The following is an 18,589-nucleotide window of genomic DNA, read 5'->3' as shown; positions in this document are numbered from 1 at the left end:
GCCCCGACGCTCGGCGACGTCCGCGACCGAATCACGTCACCGGAGATATCTCATGACCATCGACCAGGACAAGCTCACCACCCTGATCAACGCCTTCGCCGGCGACCTCGGCGCCACGATGCGGCGTCGTCGTCGGCCACCGCCTGGGCCTGTACCATGCCCTGGCCCAGGGACCGGCGACCGCCGAGCAACTCGCCGAGCGCACCGGGTGCAACCCCCGCTACCTCGCCGAATGGCTGCGCGGCCAGGCAGCCGGCGGCTACGTCGGCTACGACCCCAGCACCGACCGTTTCGCCCTCTCCGAAGAGCAGGCCTTCGCCCTGGCCAACCCCGATGGTCCGGTGTACCTCCCCGGCGCCTTCGTCCTGGCCCTCGGCGCGCTCCGGGCCGAGCCACGGATCACCGAGGCCTTCCGCACCGGCGACGGCTATGGATGGGACCGACACGACGCCGACGTCTTCGACGGCTGCGAACTGTTCTTCCGCCCCGGCTACCTGGCCAACCTGGTGCCCAGCTGGATCCCGGCCCTCAACGACGTCCAGGACAAGCTCGCCGCCGGCGCGCGCGTCGCCGACGTCGGCACCGGCCTGGGCGCCTCCGCCGTCCTGCTCGCCCAAGCCTTCCCCGCCGCCACCATCTCCGGCTCCGACTACCACCACGGCTCCATCGAGCTGGCCCGCAAGCGGGCGGCCGAGGCCGGCGTGGCCAACCGCGTCAGCTTCGAGGTCGCCTCCGCGCAGACGTTTTCCGGCGCCGGATACGACCTGGTCACCACCTTCGACTGCCTCCACGACATGGGCGACCCCCTCAGCGCCGCCCGGCACATCCGCCAGGCCCTGGCGCCCGACGGCACCTGGCTGATCGTGGAGCCAGCGGCAGGCGACACCGTCGAGGCCAACCTCAACCCGGTAGGCCGGATCTACTACTCGGCTTCTGCGTTCCTCTGCGTGCCCAACGCCCTGTCCCAGCCCGGCGGCTACGCCCTCGGCGCACAGGCCGGCGAAGGCCCCATCCGTCAGATCGCCGCCGATGCCGGCTTCACCCAGTTCCGCCGGGTCACCGAGACCCCCTTCAACAACGTCTACGAAGCACGGCCCTGACCCGGACTCGGCCCCCGGACATTAGTGGCGATACCCGCGTCCGCCGCTGCGACAGGTCCGTCCCTGGGGACGGTCGCGCGTAGATCCTTGCGCGAATGACGGTGGCCCTCACAGTCCCTGTGAGGGCCACCGCACCTTGTAGCGGGGGGGGGGGGGACCGGCCGGACCACCGCTCTCGCTGTTGAGCCTCGTCTGTTCCCGCAGGTCACAAACCGCTGCATAGGCGTCTGCGCACCCCCGTGTTGGTTCGCTTCCTGACCTGGCTTGGTGGCCCGCCGGGATACTCAGATGATCTTGACACGCGCCGCGGACAGGGTGATCGGATCCGCAGGTAGCTCTACCCACCGTCAGCTCGGCTCTCGCCTGCGGCTGCCCACGATCTTCCCTGAACGTCTCCTGCCTACTGGACGCGGTGACATAGCGACGCCCGCGCAACATCAGGAGTCTGTCGGTCGCTGCGTGGCCGAGCCGGGCTCCTGTTCCTGCTCGCGGAGGTGCTGGGCCCGCGCCCGGCTGGCCGCTGCGCCTTCACATGGTTGAAGTCGGAACTGGTGAGACTCATTCTTTGGGCTTCCCGAGAGCAAGCGTTGATCGAGTCGGGGTACGAAGTAGATAGCGTTTTCGAGAGAATCATCGAAGACTACTACAACACCTTTTCGAGATTCCTTGCGTTGTTAGAGCGTAGATAGCGATTACATGCTTGCTGACGAGGATTTTCGGGATTCAATTGTGGGAACGACTCGAGGAGAACGGCTACCGGTGAGCTGCGGCATCTCCCGACCGACGGTGGTGACGGCGTGCGGTGGAAGGATGCAGACCGCGTGGCGCGGGCGTGCGGACGTCACCGTGGTGCCACCGACACCTGCAGTGGCATGATTGTGGCATGAGTAGAACACGGCTGAGCACCACCGTCGACGACGCTCTCCTCCAGGCCGCTCGACGTGTGCGATCCGGGAACACCGACGCCGCCATGATCGATGAGGCGCTGCGCGCGCTGGTCGCGCGCCACCGGTCGGCCGAAGTCGAGGCGAGCTACACCGCCTACGACGAACACCCCCTCGACGAACCAGACGAGTGGGGTGACCTGGCGTCGTTCCGCGAAGCCGCCGGACGGTCGTGACCACGCTGCCCGCGCGCGGTGAGGTCTGGTGGTGCGAGATGGCCGAGATCGGGCGCCGCCCGGTCGTCGTCCTCTCCCGCGACGCAGTGATCCCCCGACACCGGCGCGCACTCGTCGCACCGTGCACCACCACGATCCGCGGCCTCGTCAGCGAAGTCGGGCTCGAGCCCGGCGAGGACCCGGTACCCCGCCGCTGCGTGGTCAACATGGACTCGGTCGAGAGCGTCTCCGTCGCGGTCCTCGTCGAGCGGCTCGGACGGTTGGCCGACACGCGCATGCGGCAGATCTGCGGAGCCCTCGCCGTCGCGGTCGACTGCGCGGACTGACGCTGTCTCGGTGGAGGAAACCCACCAGAGAGCATTGCAGGGCAGTGGCCATGCCGTCGGCCACCGCCCCGCATGACCGGCCCGGTGGGCCGTCCCGGACCGGAACGACAACAGGCACTCGCTCCTCGGGCCGGCGTGGCAGCCATGGCGCCGCCGAGAGGCAGCCCTCGGACTGCCGGCTGACCGCGCGACAGCGAGGAGCCGCTCCTCCGGCCGGCCATGTGGCGCTGAGGCACGCGGAAGGCACGGCATGCGCCTGACTTGGCGCTCACCAGCAACGATAGCGCCTGGAGTCCCAAGCCTTCCAAGCTGGCCATGCCGGTTCGATCCCGGTCACCCGCTCCAGGCATAACCGCAGGTCAACCCGCCTGTCAGCTATTCTGGAGAAGGTCTGGAGGACGTTCCGGGACATGAAGGGCGCGATCACCCTCGTGGGCATCGACGCCCGCGCCCTCACCTCGTACGCGGGTATCTGCGGGTACCTGCTGGCCAAGGGACACGCCCGCACCAGTGGGGCGTCGATGATCGCGGGCTACCTCGGGGGCGGCTCGAGAGTCCGCGAGGCCCTCTGCCGGTTCGCCCGCGCCTACGCCGATCAGACCGAGCGCGACCACGCCGACCTGGTGCGGGCCGTCCAGCGGGGCGTCCTGCCGGCCGAGACCGGCGTCTGAGCGACCTCGCGCACGTCGAGCGGTGCCGCCGGCTCGCCGACCGGGCACCCAGCGTCCGGCGACCGGTGCTTACTTCGCCGACTGGCCGATCTCCTGTCCCGGCCGGCCGATCACAGTCACGAGGACTCGGAGACGGGATCGACCCGAGGCGGACCGCGAACGCGTGGTGCGGCTGAGGGGACTCGATTCCCTGCCCTGCCACTGCCACTGTGGTGAGTTCCCAGCCGTGCTGGAGCTTCGTCCGACCAGTGACGAAGCATCGGCCGGCGCCGTCATCGCACCGCCGGGTGCCGGGGTGCCGGGGTGCCGGGGTGCCGGGGTGCCGGGGATAGGAGCTGCGATGAGGATCGCGGTGGCAAGTGACCACGCGGGCTGGTCTTTGAAGGAAGAGATCAAGAAGATCCTCGCCGGGCATGACGTCAGCGACTTCGGCACCGGAGACAGCACGGCGTGCGATCTCCCGGACTTCGTCCATCCCGCGGCGCTGGCTGTCGGGAAGGCCGAAGTCGACCGAGGCATCTTCGTCGACGGGGTCGGCTACGGCAGCGCGCTGATCGCGAACAAGGTCCACGGCGTGTATGCGGCGGTGTGCCAGGATCCGTTCTGCGCAACGCTCGCCCGCTCGCACTCCGACACGGACGTCCTGTGCCTGGGCGCGAAGATCATCGGATCGGCGCTCGCTCTCGAGACGGTGCGAGCGTGGCTGACGACCGATTTCCTCGCCGACAACCCCAAGTACGTCGCTCGCGTGGGCAAGATCCGAGAGATCGCCGAGATGCACATCCGGCGAGATCTGTGACCGTCCAACCGGAGCGCCACGATACGGTGCGGCTCTCCATGCGTGGGTGCCCGATCCACCGGGTGACCGCCAGCCGTGTGCGCATGTGGCGAGTCGCTCCTCGGACACCGCGTCACCCCGGTGTTCCTGCAGGTCACGAGCCCGGGGTACTCATCTGTCGAGGCCTGTGGGGCCTCGTGATGCCCGCGTGGTACTCCGCGCCCTCGGATCAGCCCTCGAGCAACGCGGCGGAGCCGTCGGCAGCCTGGCGGCCCATGCCGGGTGCACGTGCTGGTGGACGGTGAGCGCAATGGTGGCGCTCGCGTGACACAGACGCTCCGGGACGACCTCGACCGGCACGCCGTCTGCCGGCAGCGGAGTGGCGTGAGGTGTGGCGGAGGTCGTGCGGCCGGATCACCGCAGTAGGTGCTCCCCCAGCGCTTCGCGGGCCTGGAGCACCTGGTCGGCGCCGCAGTGGGCGAACCGCTCCGGGTGCCGGTGGGTGCCGTCCAGGTGATCTCCTCCGTCACCGGGGCGCACGAGTCCCCTGGAGGCACAGACTGCGATCGAGCACCGGGTGGTCTGTCACAGCGCCCGATCCTCGACGATCGTCGATCCGGACCTCCTCCTCCACGCCGTCCGCTCCTGATCCCGGGCTGTCCTCCGCGAGTGCACGGACTCAGCGCCGGGACGGCGTACACCGACACAGACCGGGACTTCCGGGTGAGCCCGGGGACGACCGCTCCGCCGCCGTCCTGGGCTGGTCACACCCTCGGGCTGCACGGTCCCTGCAGGCCAGACCCTCTGTAGCGTCTCGCCGTGACCGTGGAGACGAACTGGGCCGGCAACCACACCTACCGGGCCGAGCGGCTGCACCGGCCGACGACCCTGGAGCAGGTGCAGGAGATCGTCGCCACCGCCCCACGCATCCGCGTCCTGGGCTCGCGGCACTCCTTCACCGGCATCGCCGACTCCGCGGAGCTCCTCTCGCTGGAGGCCGTGCATGCCGCGGCGACCTCACTCGCGGGGATCGACGTTGATCTCGAGGCCGGCACCGTCTCGCTCGGCGGAGGGGTGAGGTACGGCGAGCTGGCAGAGGTGCTGCGTGACGCGGGGGCCGCTCTGCACAACCTCGCCTCACTTCCCCACATCTCCGTAGCGGGCGCCGTGGCGACGGCCACCCACGGCTCAGGTGTGGTGAACGGCAACCTCGCGACGGCCGTCGCGGCGATGGAGCTCGTGACCTCCAGCGGCGAGATCGTCCGGGTGTCGAGAGGCGATGCCGACTTCGACGGGATGGTCGTCGGCCTGGGAGCCCTCGGTGCGGTCACCCGGCTCACGCTCGACATCGAGCCCGCGTTCGAAGTCGAGCAGCGGGTGTTCGAGGGACTGACCTGGGACGCCGTCCACGAGCACTTCGACGAGATCACCGGGTGCGGCTACAGCGTCAGCCTGTTCACCCTCCTGGGCGACGACGTGGAGATGGTCTGGGTCAAGAACCGCCCCGACCAAGGCGGCGCCCCCGAGGGCGACCTCTTCGGCGCCGTCCCGGCCGCCGTCGACCGGAACCCGGTCATCGGCCTGGACCCGACCCCGTGTACCCCGCAGCTGGGCAGGCCCGGGCTGTGGTCGGACCGCCTACCGCACTTCCGGATGGGCTTCACCCCGAGCGCGGGCGACGAGATCCAGTCGGAGTACCTGATCCCGCACGGCTCCACCGTGGCCGCGCTCCAGGCGGTGCGTTCCCTCGCCGAGCGCATCCGGCCGCTCCTGCTGGCGTGCGAGATCCGCACGGTCGCCGCGGACCGGTTGTGGATGAGCACCGCCTACGACCGGGCCAGCGTCGCCCTCCACTTCACCTGGAAGCCCGCTCCGCCCGCCGTGGAGGACGTGCTCGTCGACCTCGAGCGCGCCCTGTCGCAGTTCGCGGCGCGCCCGCACTGGGGAAAGGTCTTCCGGACCGACGCCGCCGGGATCGCCCCGCTGTACGAGCGGCATGCCGACTTCCTCAGCTTGGTCGAGCGGCTCGACCCGCGCGGCGCGTTCCGTAACGCATGGTTGGAACACCACCTCCTGACGAGCTGACCGCGGCAGTCGCGCGGGTCGACGGACCGGAGAAGGCCGGTCAGCTGAACGCAGTCACTCAACCGGTCCCCCTCGAGGACGGTCGTGCCCGGCATCGCTCCTGCACGCCGGTCGGACGGCTGAGGCCTGCTCGCACCACGCGGAACTGTGACCGGCGGATGGAGGGAGTCTTGTCCACCCCCTACCACGAGAGGAGAATTCCCCACGGAAAGGAAAGGCGATGACCGCGGACTTCTGGAACTTTCGCGACTTTCGGCCCGTCTCCGCCGGGGACATCGATCTCTCCGGTTTCGAGGTGATGGGACGAGACGGTTCGATCGGTGTCGTGGACAAGGCGACCAACAAGGTGAGTGCCAGTTATCTGGTCGTCGACACCGGCGACTGGCGCCCGCACCACCAGGTCATTCTCCCGGCCTTCACGGTAGAACGGATGGATTCCGAGGGAAGAGTCGTCTTCGTGGACCGCACCCGCAAGGAGATCGAGGACGCACCGGACGTCACGCGCGCAGAGATGAGGGCGGCTCGATTCAAGGACCGGCTGTCGGGCTACTACCACGGGTTGTACGACACGGGACTCTGACGAGCCGCCTCGAGGGGCCGGGACGAACGACTTCTCCCGTTCCGGTTCGCTTCTCCACTGGATCGATCAGGTCAGCCCTCACATCGCGAAAGCCGTGTGCGGCTGTAGCGTGTCGCCCCTCGGACACCCCTCACCCGGGTGTTCCTGCAGGTCGGGAACCCGGGATGTCTCGCTGCAGGGGCTTCTGACGCCCTCGCATACCCGCGTGGTACTGCACGCCTCGGATCCCCCAGCAGCGCCGCGAAGCGGTCCGCCGCCTGGTGACCCGTGCCGGGGTGGACGTGCTGGTAGACGGGGAGCGGAATGGTGGCGCTCGCGTGCCCGAGGCGCTCCGAGACGACCTCCACCGGCACGCCGTCGCCGAGCAGCAGGGTCGCGGGGGTGTGGCAGAGGTCGTGCAGCCGGATCACCGGCAGTCGCTTTTCCCCGGTGCTGCCGCGATCCTGTGCCCGACCCGCAGGGCTCGGCGTCGCTGCGGATCATGCGGGTGCCCACCGCCGGCGCCCTGCCGGCTCGGGCCCGGACCAGCTGACCTGCCTGGACCAGCGCGAGGAGCGTCAACAGCCGCGCCCCGTGTCCCGCATCCTCCGTCGATCCCCTCTGCCATCGGAGGGCTGCTCTCCCTGATCCGTGTCAGTCCGAAGGGAACAGTCGGGCCAGGCGATCACCACCGCGCTACGCGATGACTGTGCCAGGGTCGATGGGTGACTCCCCGCGGGGCGGCCGATGTGGTGGGCGAGCTCGGTCGGCTCCTGCCGGGCGCGCCGGTTCCTCTGTCGATCCGTTGCTGGGACGGCTCCGAGGCCGTCGTGGAGGGAGCTCCCACGCTGGTCGTAGGCCACCGGAGGGGCCCGGCGCCGCTTGGTCTACGCGCCTGGGGAGTTGGGGCTCGCCCGCGCCCACGTCAGCGGGGACCTCGACGTCGCGGGGGATCTCTACGCGGCACCGACCTCCCCGGACGAGCTGCCGTCCCGCCCGGAGCTGCACGTGGATCGGCGGGCCCCGGCGCGGCTGGTCGGCCCGCTGCTGCGGCTCGGGGTGCTGGGGCTGCCCCCAGCACCGCCGATGGACTGGAGGGCACCCGTCGGCTCCAGCCGCTACCTGCCCCGGAGACGGGGAGGCGTCAGGCCGGCGACCCAGAACCCGTCCGGGGCGACGCACCGCGGTTGCGCACCATGCCGGGGCACCACCCGCTGGAGGTGGTGCTGCGGCTCCGCCCGGGGGGCGGGACGAGCCGGCCGTGCAGCTTCCGCCCGTCGTCGGCCCAGTGCAGCAATTCCTCCTCCCACGGCCGGTCGAGCAGTGCCGCGCGCTCGTGCAGCTCGACCTGGACGGACAGGAACCCGCGGAGTCCCCGCCAGGCCCGCGACGTCGGCGTCCTCCAGCTGAGCATCGGTCCCCTCCCGGACTGCCCGGCTTCCGGCGGCATCCGCCGCCGGACCCAGGGTCGACCGCGCGAGGCCCGGGGGCCAGTGGCGGGAGTGACCCCGACCGCGTCCTTCGTGCCAGCTTCCGGCCGGGTTCACGACTCGCGGACGTACGCGGCGCCTCATGGCCATCCCCTGCCCCGGACCCCTCGCGCTCCCTCCAGGGGTCCACGGGGGACCCCCACGGCCCGGACTCGTGATGCGCCGAGGGTGCCCGCCCACCGATACGGGTAGCACAGGACCATGAGCGCTGAGGACAAGATCAGGAACAAGGTCGAAGAACTGCGCGGCAAGGGCAAGGCAGCCGTCGGCCGCGCCACCGACGACCCCGACCTCGAGGCCGAAGGCAGGGCTGAAGAGACGAGAGGCAACGTCAAGCAGGTGGGCGAGAAGATCAAGGACGTCTTCAAGTGAGACGGGTCCGTGGACTCCTGCCGCGTTCCCTGTCACGCTGAGACCCTCACGGTCCGTCGATCTCCACCCCGCCGACCTGCCCGTCGTCCGCGAGCGCGTCGATGGGCAGGCGACCGAGTGGCGTCGGTCCCCTGGAGGCCGGCTACCGGTGCGTGCCCGTCCGGTCTCCTTGCTGATCGAGCCAGGCCCGCAGTTCGTCCGCCAAGGCGATGGGGGCGTCGAGGTGCACGAGGTGACCGGCGGCGCTGACGAGGCGCAGTGTCGAGCCCGGGATCGCATCGCGCAGGGACCTGGCTCGAGCGACGGGGATCCAGGTGTCGTCCTCCCCCCACACGATGCGGACCGGCGCTCGGACGCCGTGCAGTCGGCCCGCGAAGCCGTCGGTGAATCGCTCGTCGGCCTGGGCGATCCGGCGGTAGAAGGCCGGGCGGCCCTGCTCGGTCAGCCACGGGCCGCCAGTTCGTCGAGTTGCACCTCGGTCAGACCACGATGGCTCGCGCCGGCGATGTAGGCCCGCAGCGCTCCTGCAAGGACGGCTTCCGGTAGTCGAGCGAAGACGTCGGGGTGGTCCTCGACCAGGTTGAAGAACGGAGACCCCCAGGGGCGCAGGGCGACGACGTCCACCAGGAGCAGCGATGCGACTGGACTGCCGTGCAGCAGGTGTGCTCGCAGCGAGACCGCGCCGCCGAAGTCGTGTGCCACCACGTGAGGCGCGTCGAGGCCCCCGTGGTGAGCAGATCGGCGAGCAACTGGCCCCGCACGTCCAGATCCACGGGGTGTCCGGGCTCCTTCGACGACAGTCCGTAGCCGGGCATGTCCCAGAGGTAGACCGTGAAATCGCGGCTCAGGGCGTCGGCGAAGGGTCTCCACAGGGCAGACGACCGCGGCGTGCCATGGCAGAAGACGACCGGCGCCCCGAACCGGCCCTCTCCCACGCCACCGAGCGACCGCGCCACGAGTACAGACGGTCCAGCGAGCTCATCCCGGCGGCCGCCCTTTCCCTCTCCCGGAGACCACGCAGCGATCCTCCCCCGGCGACGCCCTCGCGACCCGGCCCCTGCCCTGGGCTTCGACGGGCCGGCAGTGGACACCAGGACGGATCCGGTCCGGTGCAGCACCGGGCGAACGGCCGCTCATCGCAGCCCACGCACCAGGCCGCCGCGGATGCACAACCGGACGAGGACGTCGCCGGGCTGGCCGGTGACGTCCTCGTCGCCGTCCGCCCCGCGTGTAGCGGGCGCTTCCCCACCTGCGTCACGGCAGCACGGTGGTCGACCCGACTGCCACGGAGGCCGCTGTCGGGGTGGCGTCCTCTCGACTCCGGTCGCTCCGCACGTCACCGGCGGAACGGTGCCCGTACCAGCCCCCGCGGGTCAGGCCGTCGCAGACCGGCAGCCCGACGGCGATGCCCGGACCGGGGAGCGGCTGCGCGGAGCGGGTGGCCCGCTGCGCCCGTGTCGTGCCGGGGCGCTCCGCCGACACCCCGGCAGGGACGAGGGGGAGGTGGTGGTGCGGACGCCCCTCCGCCGCACTGACCCTCCCGGCGCCGGGTCCGGAGGTGGAACAGGACGACCGGCGCCCGCGTGCGCTGCCGGGCCGGGGGCGGCGCCGCCTCGGGGAATGCGAAGGGACGGCCCGGGTTTGTCCCTCGGCGTGACCACCGTGACCCGCGCGTCGGTCGGGCTCCGCTCCGAGCGCGGACCCGTGCTCGGAGCGGTGATGCTCAGCACCGCGCTCATCGCCCTCGACAGCACCATCATCGCGACGGCCGTCCCGGCTGTCGTCGACGATCTCGGCGGGTTCAGCCAGTTCCCGTGGCTGTTCAGCGTGTACCTGTTGACGCAGGCGGTGACCGTCCCCGTCTACGGCAAGCTCGCCGATGTCTACGGGCGCAAGCCGGTGCTGCTGTTCGGCATCGCGGTGTTCGTCGCGGCGTCGCTGTTTTGCGGCCTCGCCTGGTCGATGCCGGCGCTCATCGTGGGTCGTGCGTTGCAGGGCATCGGCGCAGGTGCCGTCCAGGCGATCGGGATGACCGTCATCGGCGACATCTACACGGTGGAGGAGCGCGCGAAGGTCCAGGGCTACCTCGCGTCGGTGTGGGGGGTGTCCTCCGTGCTGGGGCCGACGCTCGGCGGCGTGTTCAGCGATTACCTGTCCTGGCGCTGGATCTTCCTGGTCAACCTGCCCCTCGGCGCGGTGGCGCTGGTGGTGCTGTACCGCCGGTTCAGCGAACGGGTCGAGCGCCGGGAGCACCGCCTCGACGTCGCGGGCGCAGTGCTGCTGTCGGTGGGCTGCTCGCTGCTCATCCTGGGGCTGCTCGAAGGCGGCAGCGCGTGGGCCTGGACGTCGGGCGTCTCGGTCGCCGTCCTCGTGACGGCGGTCGCGCTGCTGGCTGCGTTCACCGTCGTCGAGCGACGGGCCGCGGAGCCGGTGCTGCCGCTCTGGGTGCTGCGGCGCCGCATCCTGCTGACCGGCAACGTGGCCGCACTGGCGCTGGGCGCGCTGCTCATCGGGCTGAGCTCGTACCTGCCGACGTGGGCGCAGGGCGTACTGGGCGCCAGCGCGCTCGAGGCCGGCTTCGCGCTGGCGGCGCTGACCCTGGGATGGCCGATCGCGGCCAGCCAGGCCGGCCGGCTCTACCTGCGCATCGGCTTCCGCAACACCGCTCTCATCGGCGTCGTCCTGGCCGTGCTGGGGACGACCGGGACGGCGCTGCTCGGACTGCACGCGCAGCTGTGGCAGGTCGCAGCGTCGATGTTCGTCACCGGGATCGGCCTGGGGCTGTCGTCCTCACCGCTCATCGTCGCGGTGCAGTCGGTAGTCGGCTGGAACCGGCGCGGTGTGGTCACCGCCACGAACATGTTCGCCCGGTCGATCGGGTCGGCGGTCGGCGCAGCGGTGTTCGGCGCGATCGCGAACACCACGCTGGCCGGTCGCTTCGCGTCGCCGCCGGCCGGCCTGGAGGGCGACGTCCCGACGGACGTCGACGGCACGACCGCCGCACTGTCCCGGGGCGGCGCGGTGGCCGAGTACGCGCGGGAGAGCCTGCACGCGGCGTCGCACGGTGTGTTCATCGCGACGGCCGTCACGGCAGTCGTCATCGCGGTAGCCGTGGCGGCCATGCCGCGGCGCACCGAACGGCTGCGTTTCGACGACGAGCACAGCACGGACGAGGCCGCCACTCCCGGTCCTGGCCCCGCAGCGGAGACTGCGGGGCGCGCGCCCGAGCCAGACTCTGCGGATGGCCATCGACCTCCACCGAGCTGACGGCGACGGCCCTGCTGAGGCCACGACGCCGTCCCACCTCCACCGGCCACCTGCCGGGCTGACGATGCCGCAGTCACCCTCCGGGTGTCGCCTGCAGGTCCTCGCGCAGCCGGACGCGCACCGCACGGAACGGCAGTCCGCCGGCCGGGGTCTCGGTCCACTCCACGGCCACCACCTGCCCCGTCCGCAGCGCGCCTCCGGCCGTGTCACGGGTCGCGACGGACGCATCGGCCCAGCAGCCGCCGACCAGGTCGGGCACCTCGATGACGGCGCCACGCTCGTCCTCGTCCCACCGGATCACCGTGCCGACGGACGTCCCACTGCGACTCATGACCCAAGGCTGCGCGCCGGGCCTGTCCAGATCAACGGTGGCTGCTCGCCCGCCCTGGCGTCGGGAACCTCGGCGGGTGTCGTCCCCGGCCGGTCGTCCGATCGGCGTGGCAGTCGGGGGGCCGCGCACGCGCGACCGTGGCGGGGTCGCCACCCTGCTCCCTCAGGGCGCGCCGACGGCGCGCAGGCGGGGGCTCACCCGCGCCCGCGCCGTCGGGTGGAGCACGCGGACACGCGGACCCGACCGGGCGGGTAAGCCTGGGCGCGGTGTGGGGTCGGGTGTTCGACGCCGTCCATGCACGGCGGCACGTGATCGTCGGGGCCGGCCCTCTCGGCCCGGAGGACGTCGTCCGCGACGGCGCGGGGCTACTGCGACCGGCCGCGGATGTCCTCGGTGAGCACGGCCTCCGACCGGTCGCCGGCCGCGCCATGCGGGTCGTGTCCTCAGGAGGTTCGCCCTCCTGCCGCTTCGCGCAGGAGGAACGCGCCGTACCCGACGACGCGGGCGCGCCCCGCTCCGCTGTCCGCCGACGTGGCCATACGGAGCAGTTCGACCGACAAGTGGCGCTCGGCGGCGTGGTGCAGCGGCCCGCGCAGGGGTTGGTGGCCACAGGCGTCGTCCGGGCGCAGGGCGGCGGCGTCCCGGGCCAGGACCGCGTCGGCCGTGCGCCGGTCCCGCTCGCGCGCCGAGGGCTCGTCGAGGTGGTGGCTGAGGTCGGTGGAGACGACGGCGAGGGCGCCGTCGACCGCGGTCAGGACGGCCGCCACGGACTCCGGCTGCGTTCGGCCGACCAGCACCGGCAGCACCGCGACCTCGGGGCCGAGGACGCGCTGGAGGAACGGCAGCTGCGTCTCCAGGGAGTGCTCGCCGTCGTGGGGACGGTCGTCCACCGCCACGCCGGGCAGCGCAGCGGCCACCGTCCGGGCGTCGTCGTCGACGTCCACGCTGCCCAGCGGGGTGGCGAGGGCGTCCACGGCCGGCACCGCCATCCCGTCGAGCGGCCAGAAGTGCGCCGGCCCCAGCAGCACGACCCGGGTAACGGCATGCGGTGCCGCGGTGAGGTGCGCGTACGCGGTTGCGGCCACCGCGCCCGAGTACCGGTACCCGGCGTGCGGCGCGACCACGGCAGCCGGCGGCACCGGTCGCGGCTGGCCGCAGACCTCGTCGAGCAGTCGGTCCACCAGGTCGTGCAGTTCCTCCGGATCAGCGGGGTAGAACCGGCCGGCGACCGCGGGCGGGCGCACGCGCACCGGTCAGCTCCCGGCCACGGACACCGGCAGCCGTCGCGCTCCCCACCTGCCGACCGGCCCGTCGTAGCGCCCCGGCACGGCGGCACCGCAGGAGGCGCAGCGCCCGTCGTCGGTGAGCCGGTAGCGGCCGATGACGTACCAGTCCCGCTCGACGACGGCCTCGCCGCAGGCCGGGCAGGTGGTGCGGCCCCCCTCGGCGTCGTGCACGTTGCCCGTGTAGACGAAGCGCAGCCCGTGCTGCTGGGCGATCCGCCGCGCGCGGGTCAGCGTCGCGGGCGGTGTGGGCGGGACGTCGCGCATCTTGTAGTCCGGGTGGAAGGCGGTGAAGTGCAGGGGGACGTCGGGCCCCAGGTTCTCGGCGATCCACGCGCACTCGGCGCCGATCTCCGCGTCGGAGTCGTTGTGCCCCGGGATGAGCAGCGTGGTGATCTCGAACCACACGTCGGTCTCGTGCCGCAGGTGCACGAGGGTGTCGAGCACCGGCTGCAGACGGGCGGCGGCCACCCGCCGGTAGAAGTCGTCGGTGAACGCCTTGAGGTCGACGTTCGCCGCGTCGACGTGCGCGTACAGCTCTCGCCGGGCGGCGTCGCCCACGTAGCCGGCGGTGACCAGGACCGCCTTGATCCCCCGGGCCCGGCAGGCGTCGGCGACGTCCACCGCGTACTCGAGGAAGATCGTCGGGTCGTTGTAGGTCATGGCGACGCTGCGGCAGCCCAGCCGCTCGGCGGCCGCGGCGATGTCGTCGGGGCCGGCGGCGTCGGAGAGCCGGTCGATCTCCCGCGACTTGGAGATGTCCCAGTTCTGGCAGAACCGGCAGGACAGGTTGCACCCGGCGGTGCCGAACGACAGCACCGCGCTGCCCGGCAGGAAGTGGTTGAGCGGCTTCTTCTCGATGGGGTCCACGCAGAACCCGCTCGACCGCCCGTAGGAGGTCAGCACGACCTGGTCGTCGACGCGGCCGCGCACGAAGCACAGGCCCCGCTGGACCTCGTGGAGCCGGCACTCCCGCGGGCAGACGTCGCACTGCACGCGACCGTCGTCGAGCCGGTGCCAGAACCGGCCCGGGACCGTGAAGCGGTCGTGGAGACTGATGTCGGCCGTCATGACGCCTCCCGCACCCACGATAGGCGCGCACAGCGGGTGGACGGGTGCTCTGAGAGCAGCCCTTCCGAGCGGACCCGGCCCCAGCACACCTCCCGGGTGCGGGGCCACACGATGACCCAGGACCCCCCGGCGTCGGCCGCGGGTTCGCGGCGGTTCATCGCGGTGCATCGGCTCATCGCGGTGCATCGGCGCAGCTCACACGGACCACGGAACTCCGGGGGACAGCGGCGAACCAGCTCGAACTCGGGCCGATGGTGGTCAGGATGGCGGTCAGGCTGACGCCGCCCGTCGTGCGCGGCTACAGCAGGTTGTGAACCGGTGTCAGGTCGTGGCGGGCGGCGTGGAGTCACAGGTCCCGCCGTCGATCGCCACGTGGGGGGTGTGGGCTGTCCAGCGTGGCCTGTACCGATCCCGGAACCGATGCCGGCGTCCCGCGCGTGTCGCAAGGACTCGTCGAGAACTCGAGGGTGACCCCAACACCGCGACGCCTATCGTGTAGGGAGGAATCCGCGCTCGCTTCATCCCCACGATCCAGGGAGCCCTCTGGTGAGCGAAAGCAGAACGGGCGAGGACGCGCGCGGGTCAGTGGGCGGTTACATTCACGATGCCCTGCTCTACGACTCGGTTGGTGAGCTCACCGGCGTCGCGGCACCCTTTCTCCTGGAAGGTCTCGCCGCCGGGGATGCTGCCGTCATCGCCGCCGGCGCTCGTACGACGAGCGTCTTGACCGAGGCTGTCGACCGGGACCCACGGGTCCACGTGCTGGGGCGCTCCGACGTCTACGGCACGCGCACCCCCGCGGCGATCACGGCCATCCGCCGGTTGGCGGAGCGGAGCGCGGCGGTGGGCATCGGCCGGGTCCGAGTGGTCGGCGAGGTCGACTTCGGGCGCACCCGGAGGGACTGGCTGGAGTGGCAGCGCTACGAGGCTGTGATCAACATCGCCCTCGCGCCGTGGCCCTTGTGGGGCCTGTGCGTCTTCGACGCACAGCGACTGCCCGAACAGGTCCTCGTGTCCGCCCTGCGCACGCATCCGAACCTCGTCACCCCGGAGGGCCGCGCATCCAATCCGCTCTTCGGCGACCCGGTGCGTTATCTGCGCTCGCTCCCGGTACCCCAGGAACCGTTGGAGAGCACGCCGCCGCGGCTGGCCGCATGGAATGTCTCTGACTTCATCGGCCTCCGGCACGCCGTCGCGACGGAACTCGCCACCTCGGACGCTCCCCGCGAAGTGCTCGGAGACTTCTCGATCGCGGTCGACGAGATGACCTCCAACGCCGTCCGGCACGGTCGACCCCCGATCGACGTCGCGCTGTGGATCTCCTCCGACCGGCTGGTCTGCACCATCAGGGACGGAGGACGCGGATGGATCGACCCGCTGGCCGGCTACGATCCCGCGCACGGCGGCGACCTGTCCCGCGGCGGCATGGGGTTGTGGCTGGCACGCCAGCTCTGTGACCACGTCGACATCACCCATCCTGGGGAAGGCGTCAGCGTGCGACTGACCACGCGTCTGCACTGAATGAAGCCGGAACCAGCCGTCTGTTCCAGCCGCCATTCGAGCCCCCCGCCGACGGCCGACGGACACGAACCGCCCTGCGCGTTCCTCGATCGGTGGTGGCAGTACGGGAAAGGCGCCGGCTGAGCCGCGTCCCAGCGCGAGCGGTGTCGTGTCCAACTGGCACCGCCACGTCCTCGTGGTCACCGCCGCCCCGCGCCTCGTCACCCTGCTGCGGACCGGCCGAGGCGGCTGCGCCGGTGGGAACTCCGGGACCTGTCCTGGCGATCTCCACTGGCGCGGCGTCGTGCGACGGCCCGCCACCCTCGGTCCGACCGGCGTGGCTCGACCGCCGCGGCCTCCGGGCAGCCGCGGCGGCTGCTGAAGTCATCCACGGGATGGCCGCGGACCGCGGCAACCCCCTACTGGGTGGCCGTGGCCTCCACCTCGGGCGCCGCCACGGCCGGTGGCCTCTCGTACTGCTCGGCGGCCGGCTCGGGGTGCGTCGGCATCATCGGGCCGTCGCCCGCCGGGTCGAGCACGTCCTCCTCGAACCACTCGTAGCGGCCGGAGAGCACCTGCTGCGCGGCCTCGTACTGGGCGTCGTCGTCGTTGGCCCGCAGGGCCGTGAACAGCCGGTCGGCCCGACGGCGGGCCTGGCCGCAGAACAGGTCGGCCAGTTCGACGGCCTGCTGCCTGCGGTCGGGCTGCTCGCGGGCGATGGTGTCCGCATACACACACGCGCACGTGATCCCGTAGAGCTCGGCGCCGATGTCGACGATCCGACCGAGCAGGTGGCCCTTGTGCTCGAGGCGCGCCTGGTAGCGGCCCATCGCGTAGAAGGTCGAGCGCGCGAGCTTGCGCGAGTGGCGCTCGGCGTAGCGCAGGTGCCTGGCCAGGTCGCCAAACTCCGAGAACGAGCCGGGACGCTGGCCGGCGCCCGTCGTCAGCGTCGGGAACCACGTGGCGTAGAAGGCACCCGCCTTGGCGACGGCCTTCGCCTTGTCGGCCAGGCCGGAGTCGCCGAGCAGTACGTCGCCCGCGACCTGCAGGTGCTGGTCGACGGCCTCACGGGCGATCAGAAGGTGCATGATCTCCGTGGAGCCCTCGAAGATGCGGTTGATGCGCATGTCGCGCAGCATCTGCTCGGCCGGCACCGGCTTCTCCCCGCGCTGCGCGAGTGACTCGGCGGTCTCGTATCCGCGGCCGCCGCGGACCTGGACCATCTCGTCGACGGCGGTCCAGCCGAGTTCCGACCCGTAGAGCTTCGCGAGCGCGGCCTCGATGCGGATGTCGTTCCGCTCGTCGTCGGCCAGCCGGCTCGACACGTCGAGCATCGCCTCGAGGCCGAACGCCGTGCCCGCCAGCCAGGCGAGCTTCTGCGCGATCGGGTCGTGCTCGCCGATGGGCTGGCCCCACTGCTTGCGCTCGGCCGACCACTCGCGCGCGATCTTGAGCGAGTACTTGACCATGGACAAGCAGAACGTCGGCAGCGACAGGCGGCCGGTGTTGAGCGTGGTGAGCGCGATCCGCAGGCCCTCGCCCTCGCCGCCGATGACGTCCTCGTCGGGGACGAAGACGTCATCGAAGCGCGTCACCGAGTTCTCGATGCCCTTGAGCCCCATGAAGTCGTTGCGGTGCTCGACCGTGATGCCCGGGCGGTCGTACGGGCAGAGAAAGGCGGTGATGCCGCCCCTGTGGCCGTGGGACCTCGGGACGACGGCCATGATCACGACCACGTCGGCGATCGCGCCGTTGGTCGCCCAGAGTTTCGTGCCGTTGATCCGATAGCCGGTGCCGTCCTCGGTCGGGACCGCGGTCGTGCTCATCCGCGCCGGGTCCGAGCCGACATCCGGCTCGGTCAGCAGGAACGCCGAGATGTGGTCCTTGGCGAGCTTGGGCAACCACTGGCGTTTCTGCTCCTCGGAGCCGAAGTGGCGCAGCGGCTCAGGCAGGCCGATCGACTGATGCGCGGACAGCAGCGTCGAGATCGACGAGTGCCACGTGCCGGCCATGGCCAGCGCCTTGTTGTAGTAGACCTGACTCAGCCCCAGCCCCCCGTACCCCTCGGGGATCTTCATGCCGAGGGCGCCCAGGTCCCCGAGTCCCTGGATGACGTCCTCGGGGATCTTCGCCTCGCGCTCGATCTGCCGCCGGTCGACGCGCTCGGTGAGGAAGGCGCGGAGGCGCTCGAGGAACGCCTCGCCCCTCTCGACTGCGGCTGGTTCGAATTCGGGCTGCGGGTGGATCAGGTCGAGGCGGAAGTTGCCGAGGAAGAGTTCCTTGCCGAACGACGGCTTGGTCCACTCGGTCTCGCGACTGGCCTCGGCGACGTGCTTCGACTGTTGGTATGACGGATTCGACGCCATGGACCAGGATCTCCTCCTGTCCCTACCTCGACAACGGACCTCGACGCCGGGAGGCCTGGACGGCCCGGTAGCGGACCGTGATGGCGAGCTGCGGGTCCGTGTGCAGTCCGACCTTCCATCGGCCATCGACCCATGGATGCTTCTCACGGTTGGTCCGTCATGCCAGCTACGCGCTGCGGGTGCGCCGGTGGAGGCTGTGGTGGGTGATCGGGGAGCCCGTTCTCGATGGGCTGTGGGGACGTCACCGTGCTCGAGGCCAGAGCCGTGGGC

16 protein-coding genes and 2 pseudogenes are annotated in these 18,589 nt (G+C 71.3%); 11 read left to right on the top strand and 7 right to left on the bottom strand.

The window, feature by feature from the left end:
• Window positions 1-143: 143 nt before the first annotated feature.
• The 8 genes and pseudogenes from GOBS_RS29510 to GOBS_RS12530 form a co-directional block, all read left to right on the top strand.
• Window positions 144-263, top strand: a pseudogene (locus GOBS_RS29510) (helix-turn-helix domain-containing protein); the annotation flags it as partial.
• Between the two features lie 78 nt (window positions 264-341).
• On the top strand, window positions 342-1,100 hold the full coding sequence (locus tag GOBS_RS12560) for a class I SAM-dependent methyltransferase (protein WP_243697483.1): 759 nt from the start codon (window positions 342-344) through the stop codon (window positions 1,098-1,100).
• Window positions 1,101-1,983: 883 nt separating this feature from the next.
• Window positions 1,984-2,220, top strand: coding sequence for a type II toxin-antitoxin system VapB family antitoxin (locus GOBS_RS12555; protein WP_041241469.1), 237 nt, complete (start codon window positions 1,984-1,986; stop codon window positions 2,218-2,220).
• A complete protein-coding gene (locus GOBS_RS12550) occupies window positions 2,217-2,546 on the top strand; it encodes a type II toxin-antitoxin system PemK/MazF family toxin (RefSeq protein WP_012948661.1) in 330 nt (109 codons plus the stop codon). The genes GOBS_RS12555 and GOBS_RS12550 overlap by 4 nt, the downstream gene beginning before the upstream one ends.
• 287 nt (window positions 2,547-2,833) lie before the next feature.
• Entirely contained in the window at window positions 2,834-3,217 is a 384-nt protein-coding gene (locus GOBS_RS12545; protein ID WP_341776581.1) for a DUF2252 family protein, read from the top strand.
• Window positions 3,218-3,557: 340 nt separating this feature from the next.
• A complete protein-coding gene (locus tag GOBS_RS12540) occupies window positions 3,558-4,016 on the top strand; it encodes an RpiB/LacA/LacB family sugar-phosphate isomerase (protein WP_012948660.1) in 459 nt (152 codons plus the stop codon).
• Window positions 4,017-4,814: 798 nt separating this feature from the next.
• The gene (locus tag GOBS_RS12535; RefSeq protein WP_012948659.1) at window positions 4,815-6,080 is read left to right on the top strand and encodes a D-arabinono-1,4-lactone oxidase; all 1,266 of its coding nucleotides are present in this window, start codon (window positions 4,815-4,817) and stop codon (window positions 6,078-6,080) included.
• 220 nt (window positions 6,081-6,300) lie between these two features.
• On the top strand, window positions 6,301-6,660 hold the full coding sequence (locus GOBS_RS12530) for a hypothetical protein (RefSeq protein ID WP_012948658.1): 360 nt from the start codon (window positions 6,301-6,303) through the stop codon (window positions 6,658-6,660).
• Window positions 6,661-7,783: 1,123 nt separating this feature from the next.
• On the opposite strand, the gene GOBS_RS27420 is transcribed toward GOBS_RS12530, so the two are convergent.
• On the bottom strand, window positions 7,784-8,053 hold the full coding sequence (locus GOBS_RS27420) for a hypothetical protein (RefSeq protein WP_012948657.1): 270 nt from the start codon (window positions 8,051-8,053) through the stop codon (window positions 7,784-7,786).
• Between the two features lie 277 nt (window positions 8,054-8,330).
• On the opposite strand from GOBS_RS27420, the gene GOBS_RS12520 reads away from it, so the two are divergent.
• Window positions 8,331-8,501 (top strand): CsbD family protein, encoded by a 171-nt coding sequence (locus GOBS_RS12520; RefSeq protein WP_012948656.1) that lies wholly within the window; start codon window positions 8,331-8,333, stop codon window positions 8,499-8,501.
• Window positions 8,502-8,942: 441 nt separating this feature from the next.
• Here the strand turns inward: GOBS_RS12520 and GOBS_RS28800 are convergent, their stop codons facing one another.
• Window positions 8,943-9,203, bottom strand: coding sequence for a hypothetical protein (locus GOBS_RS28800; RefSeq protein ID WP_243697482.1), 261 nt, complete (start codon window positions 9,201-9,203; stop codon window positions 8,943-8,945).
• 92 nt (window positions 9,204-9,295) lie between these two features.
• Window positions 9,296-9,436 (bottom strand): annotated as a pseudogene (locus tag GOBS_RS29715) (alpha/beta fold hydrolase); the annotation flags it as partial.
• Window positions 9,437-10,154: 718 nt separating this feature from the next.
• On the opposite strand from GOBS_RS29715, the gene GOBS_RS12505 reads away from it, so the two are divergent.
• Window positions 10,155-11,768 carry an MDR family MFS transporter gene (locus tag GOBS_RS12505; RefSeq protein ID WP_243697481.1) on the top strand — a complete coding sequence of 538 codons (1,614 nt, stop codon included), beginning with the start codon at window positions 10,155-10,157 and terminating at the stop codon, window positions 11,766-11,768.
• A gap of 73 nt (window positions 11,769-11,841) precedes the next feature.
• On the opposite strand, the gene GOBS_RS12500 is transcribed toward GOBS_RS12505, so the two are convergent.
• From GOBS_RS12500 to amrS, 3 genes are all read right to left on the bottom strand, one after another.
• Complete coding sequence (locus GOBS_RS12500) at window positions 11,842-12,099, bottom strand: hypothetical protein (RefSeq protein ID WP_012948653.1); 258 nt, start codon at window positions 12,097-12,099, stop codon at window positions 11,842-11,844.
• A 443-nt stretch (window positions 12,100-12,542) separates the two neighbouring features.
• Window positions 12,543-13,349 carry an AmmeMemoRadiSam system protein B gene (gene amrB, locus GOBS_RS12495; protein WP_012948652.1) on the bottom strand — a complete coding sequence of 269 codons (807 nt, stop codon included), beginning with the start codon at window positions 13,347-13,349 and terminating at the stop codon, window positions 12,543-12,545.
• Window positions 13,350-13,352: 3 nt separating this feature from the next.
• Window positions 13,353-14,453 (bottom strand): AmmeMemoRadiSam system radical SAM enzyme, encoded by a 1,101-nt coding sequence (gene amrS, locus GOBS_RS12490; protein WP_012948651.1) that lies wholly within the window; start codon window positions 14,451-14,453, stop codon window positions 13,353-13,355.
• A gap of 546 nt (window positions 14,454-14,999) precedes the next feature.
• Between amrS and GOBS_RS12485 the strand changes: the two genes are divergently transcribed.
• The gene (locus GOBS_RS12485; protein ID WP_012948649.1) at window positions 15,000-15,974 is read left to right on the top strand and encodes a sensor histidine kinase; all 975 of its coding nucleotides are present in this window, start codon (window positions 15,000-15,002) and stop codon (window positions 15,972-15,974) included.
• A gap of 398 nt (window positions 15,975-16,372) precedes the next feature.
• On the opposite strand, the gene GOBS_RS12480 is transcribed toward GOBS_RS12485, so the two are convergent.
• Window positions 16,373-18,319, bottom strand: coding sequence for an acyl-CoA dehydrogenase family protein (locus GOBS_RS12480; RefSeq protein WP_012948648.1), 1,947 nt, complete (start codon window positions 18,317-18,319; stop codon window positions 16,373-16,375).
• Between the last annotated feature and the right edge of the window lie 270 nt (window positions 18,320-18,589).

This window comes from Geodermatophilus obscurus DSM 43160, from assembly GCF_000025345.1.
In the GTDB taxonomy this organism is placed as follows: domain Bacteria; phylum Actinomycetota; class Actinomycetes; order Mycobacteriales; family Geodermatophilaceae; genus Geodermatophilus; species Geodermatophilus obscurus.
The sequence above is the reverse complement of the archived record's forward strand: the minus strand, read 5'-3'. Positions and strand labels throughout refer to the sequence as shown.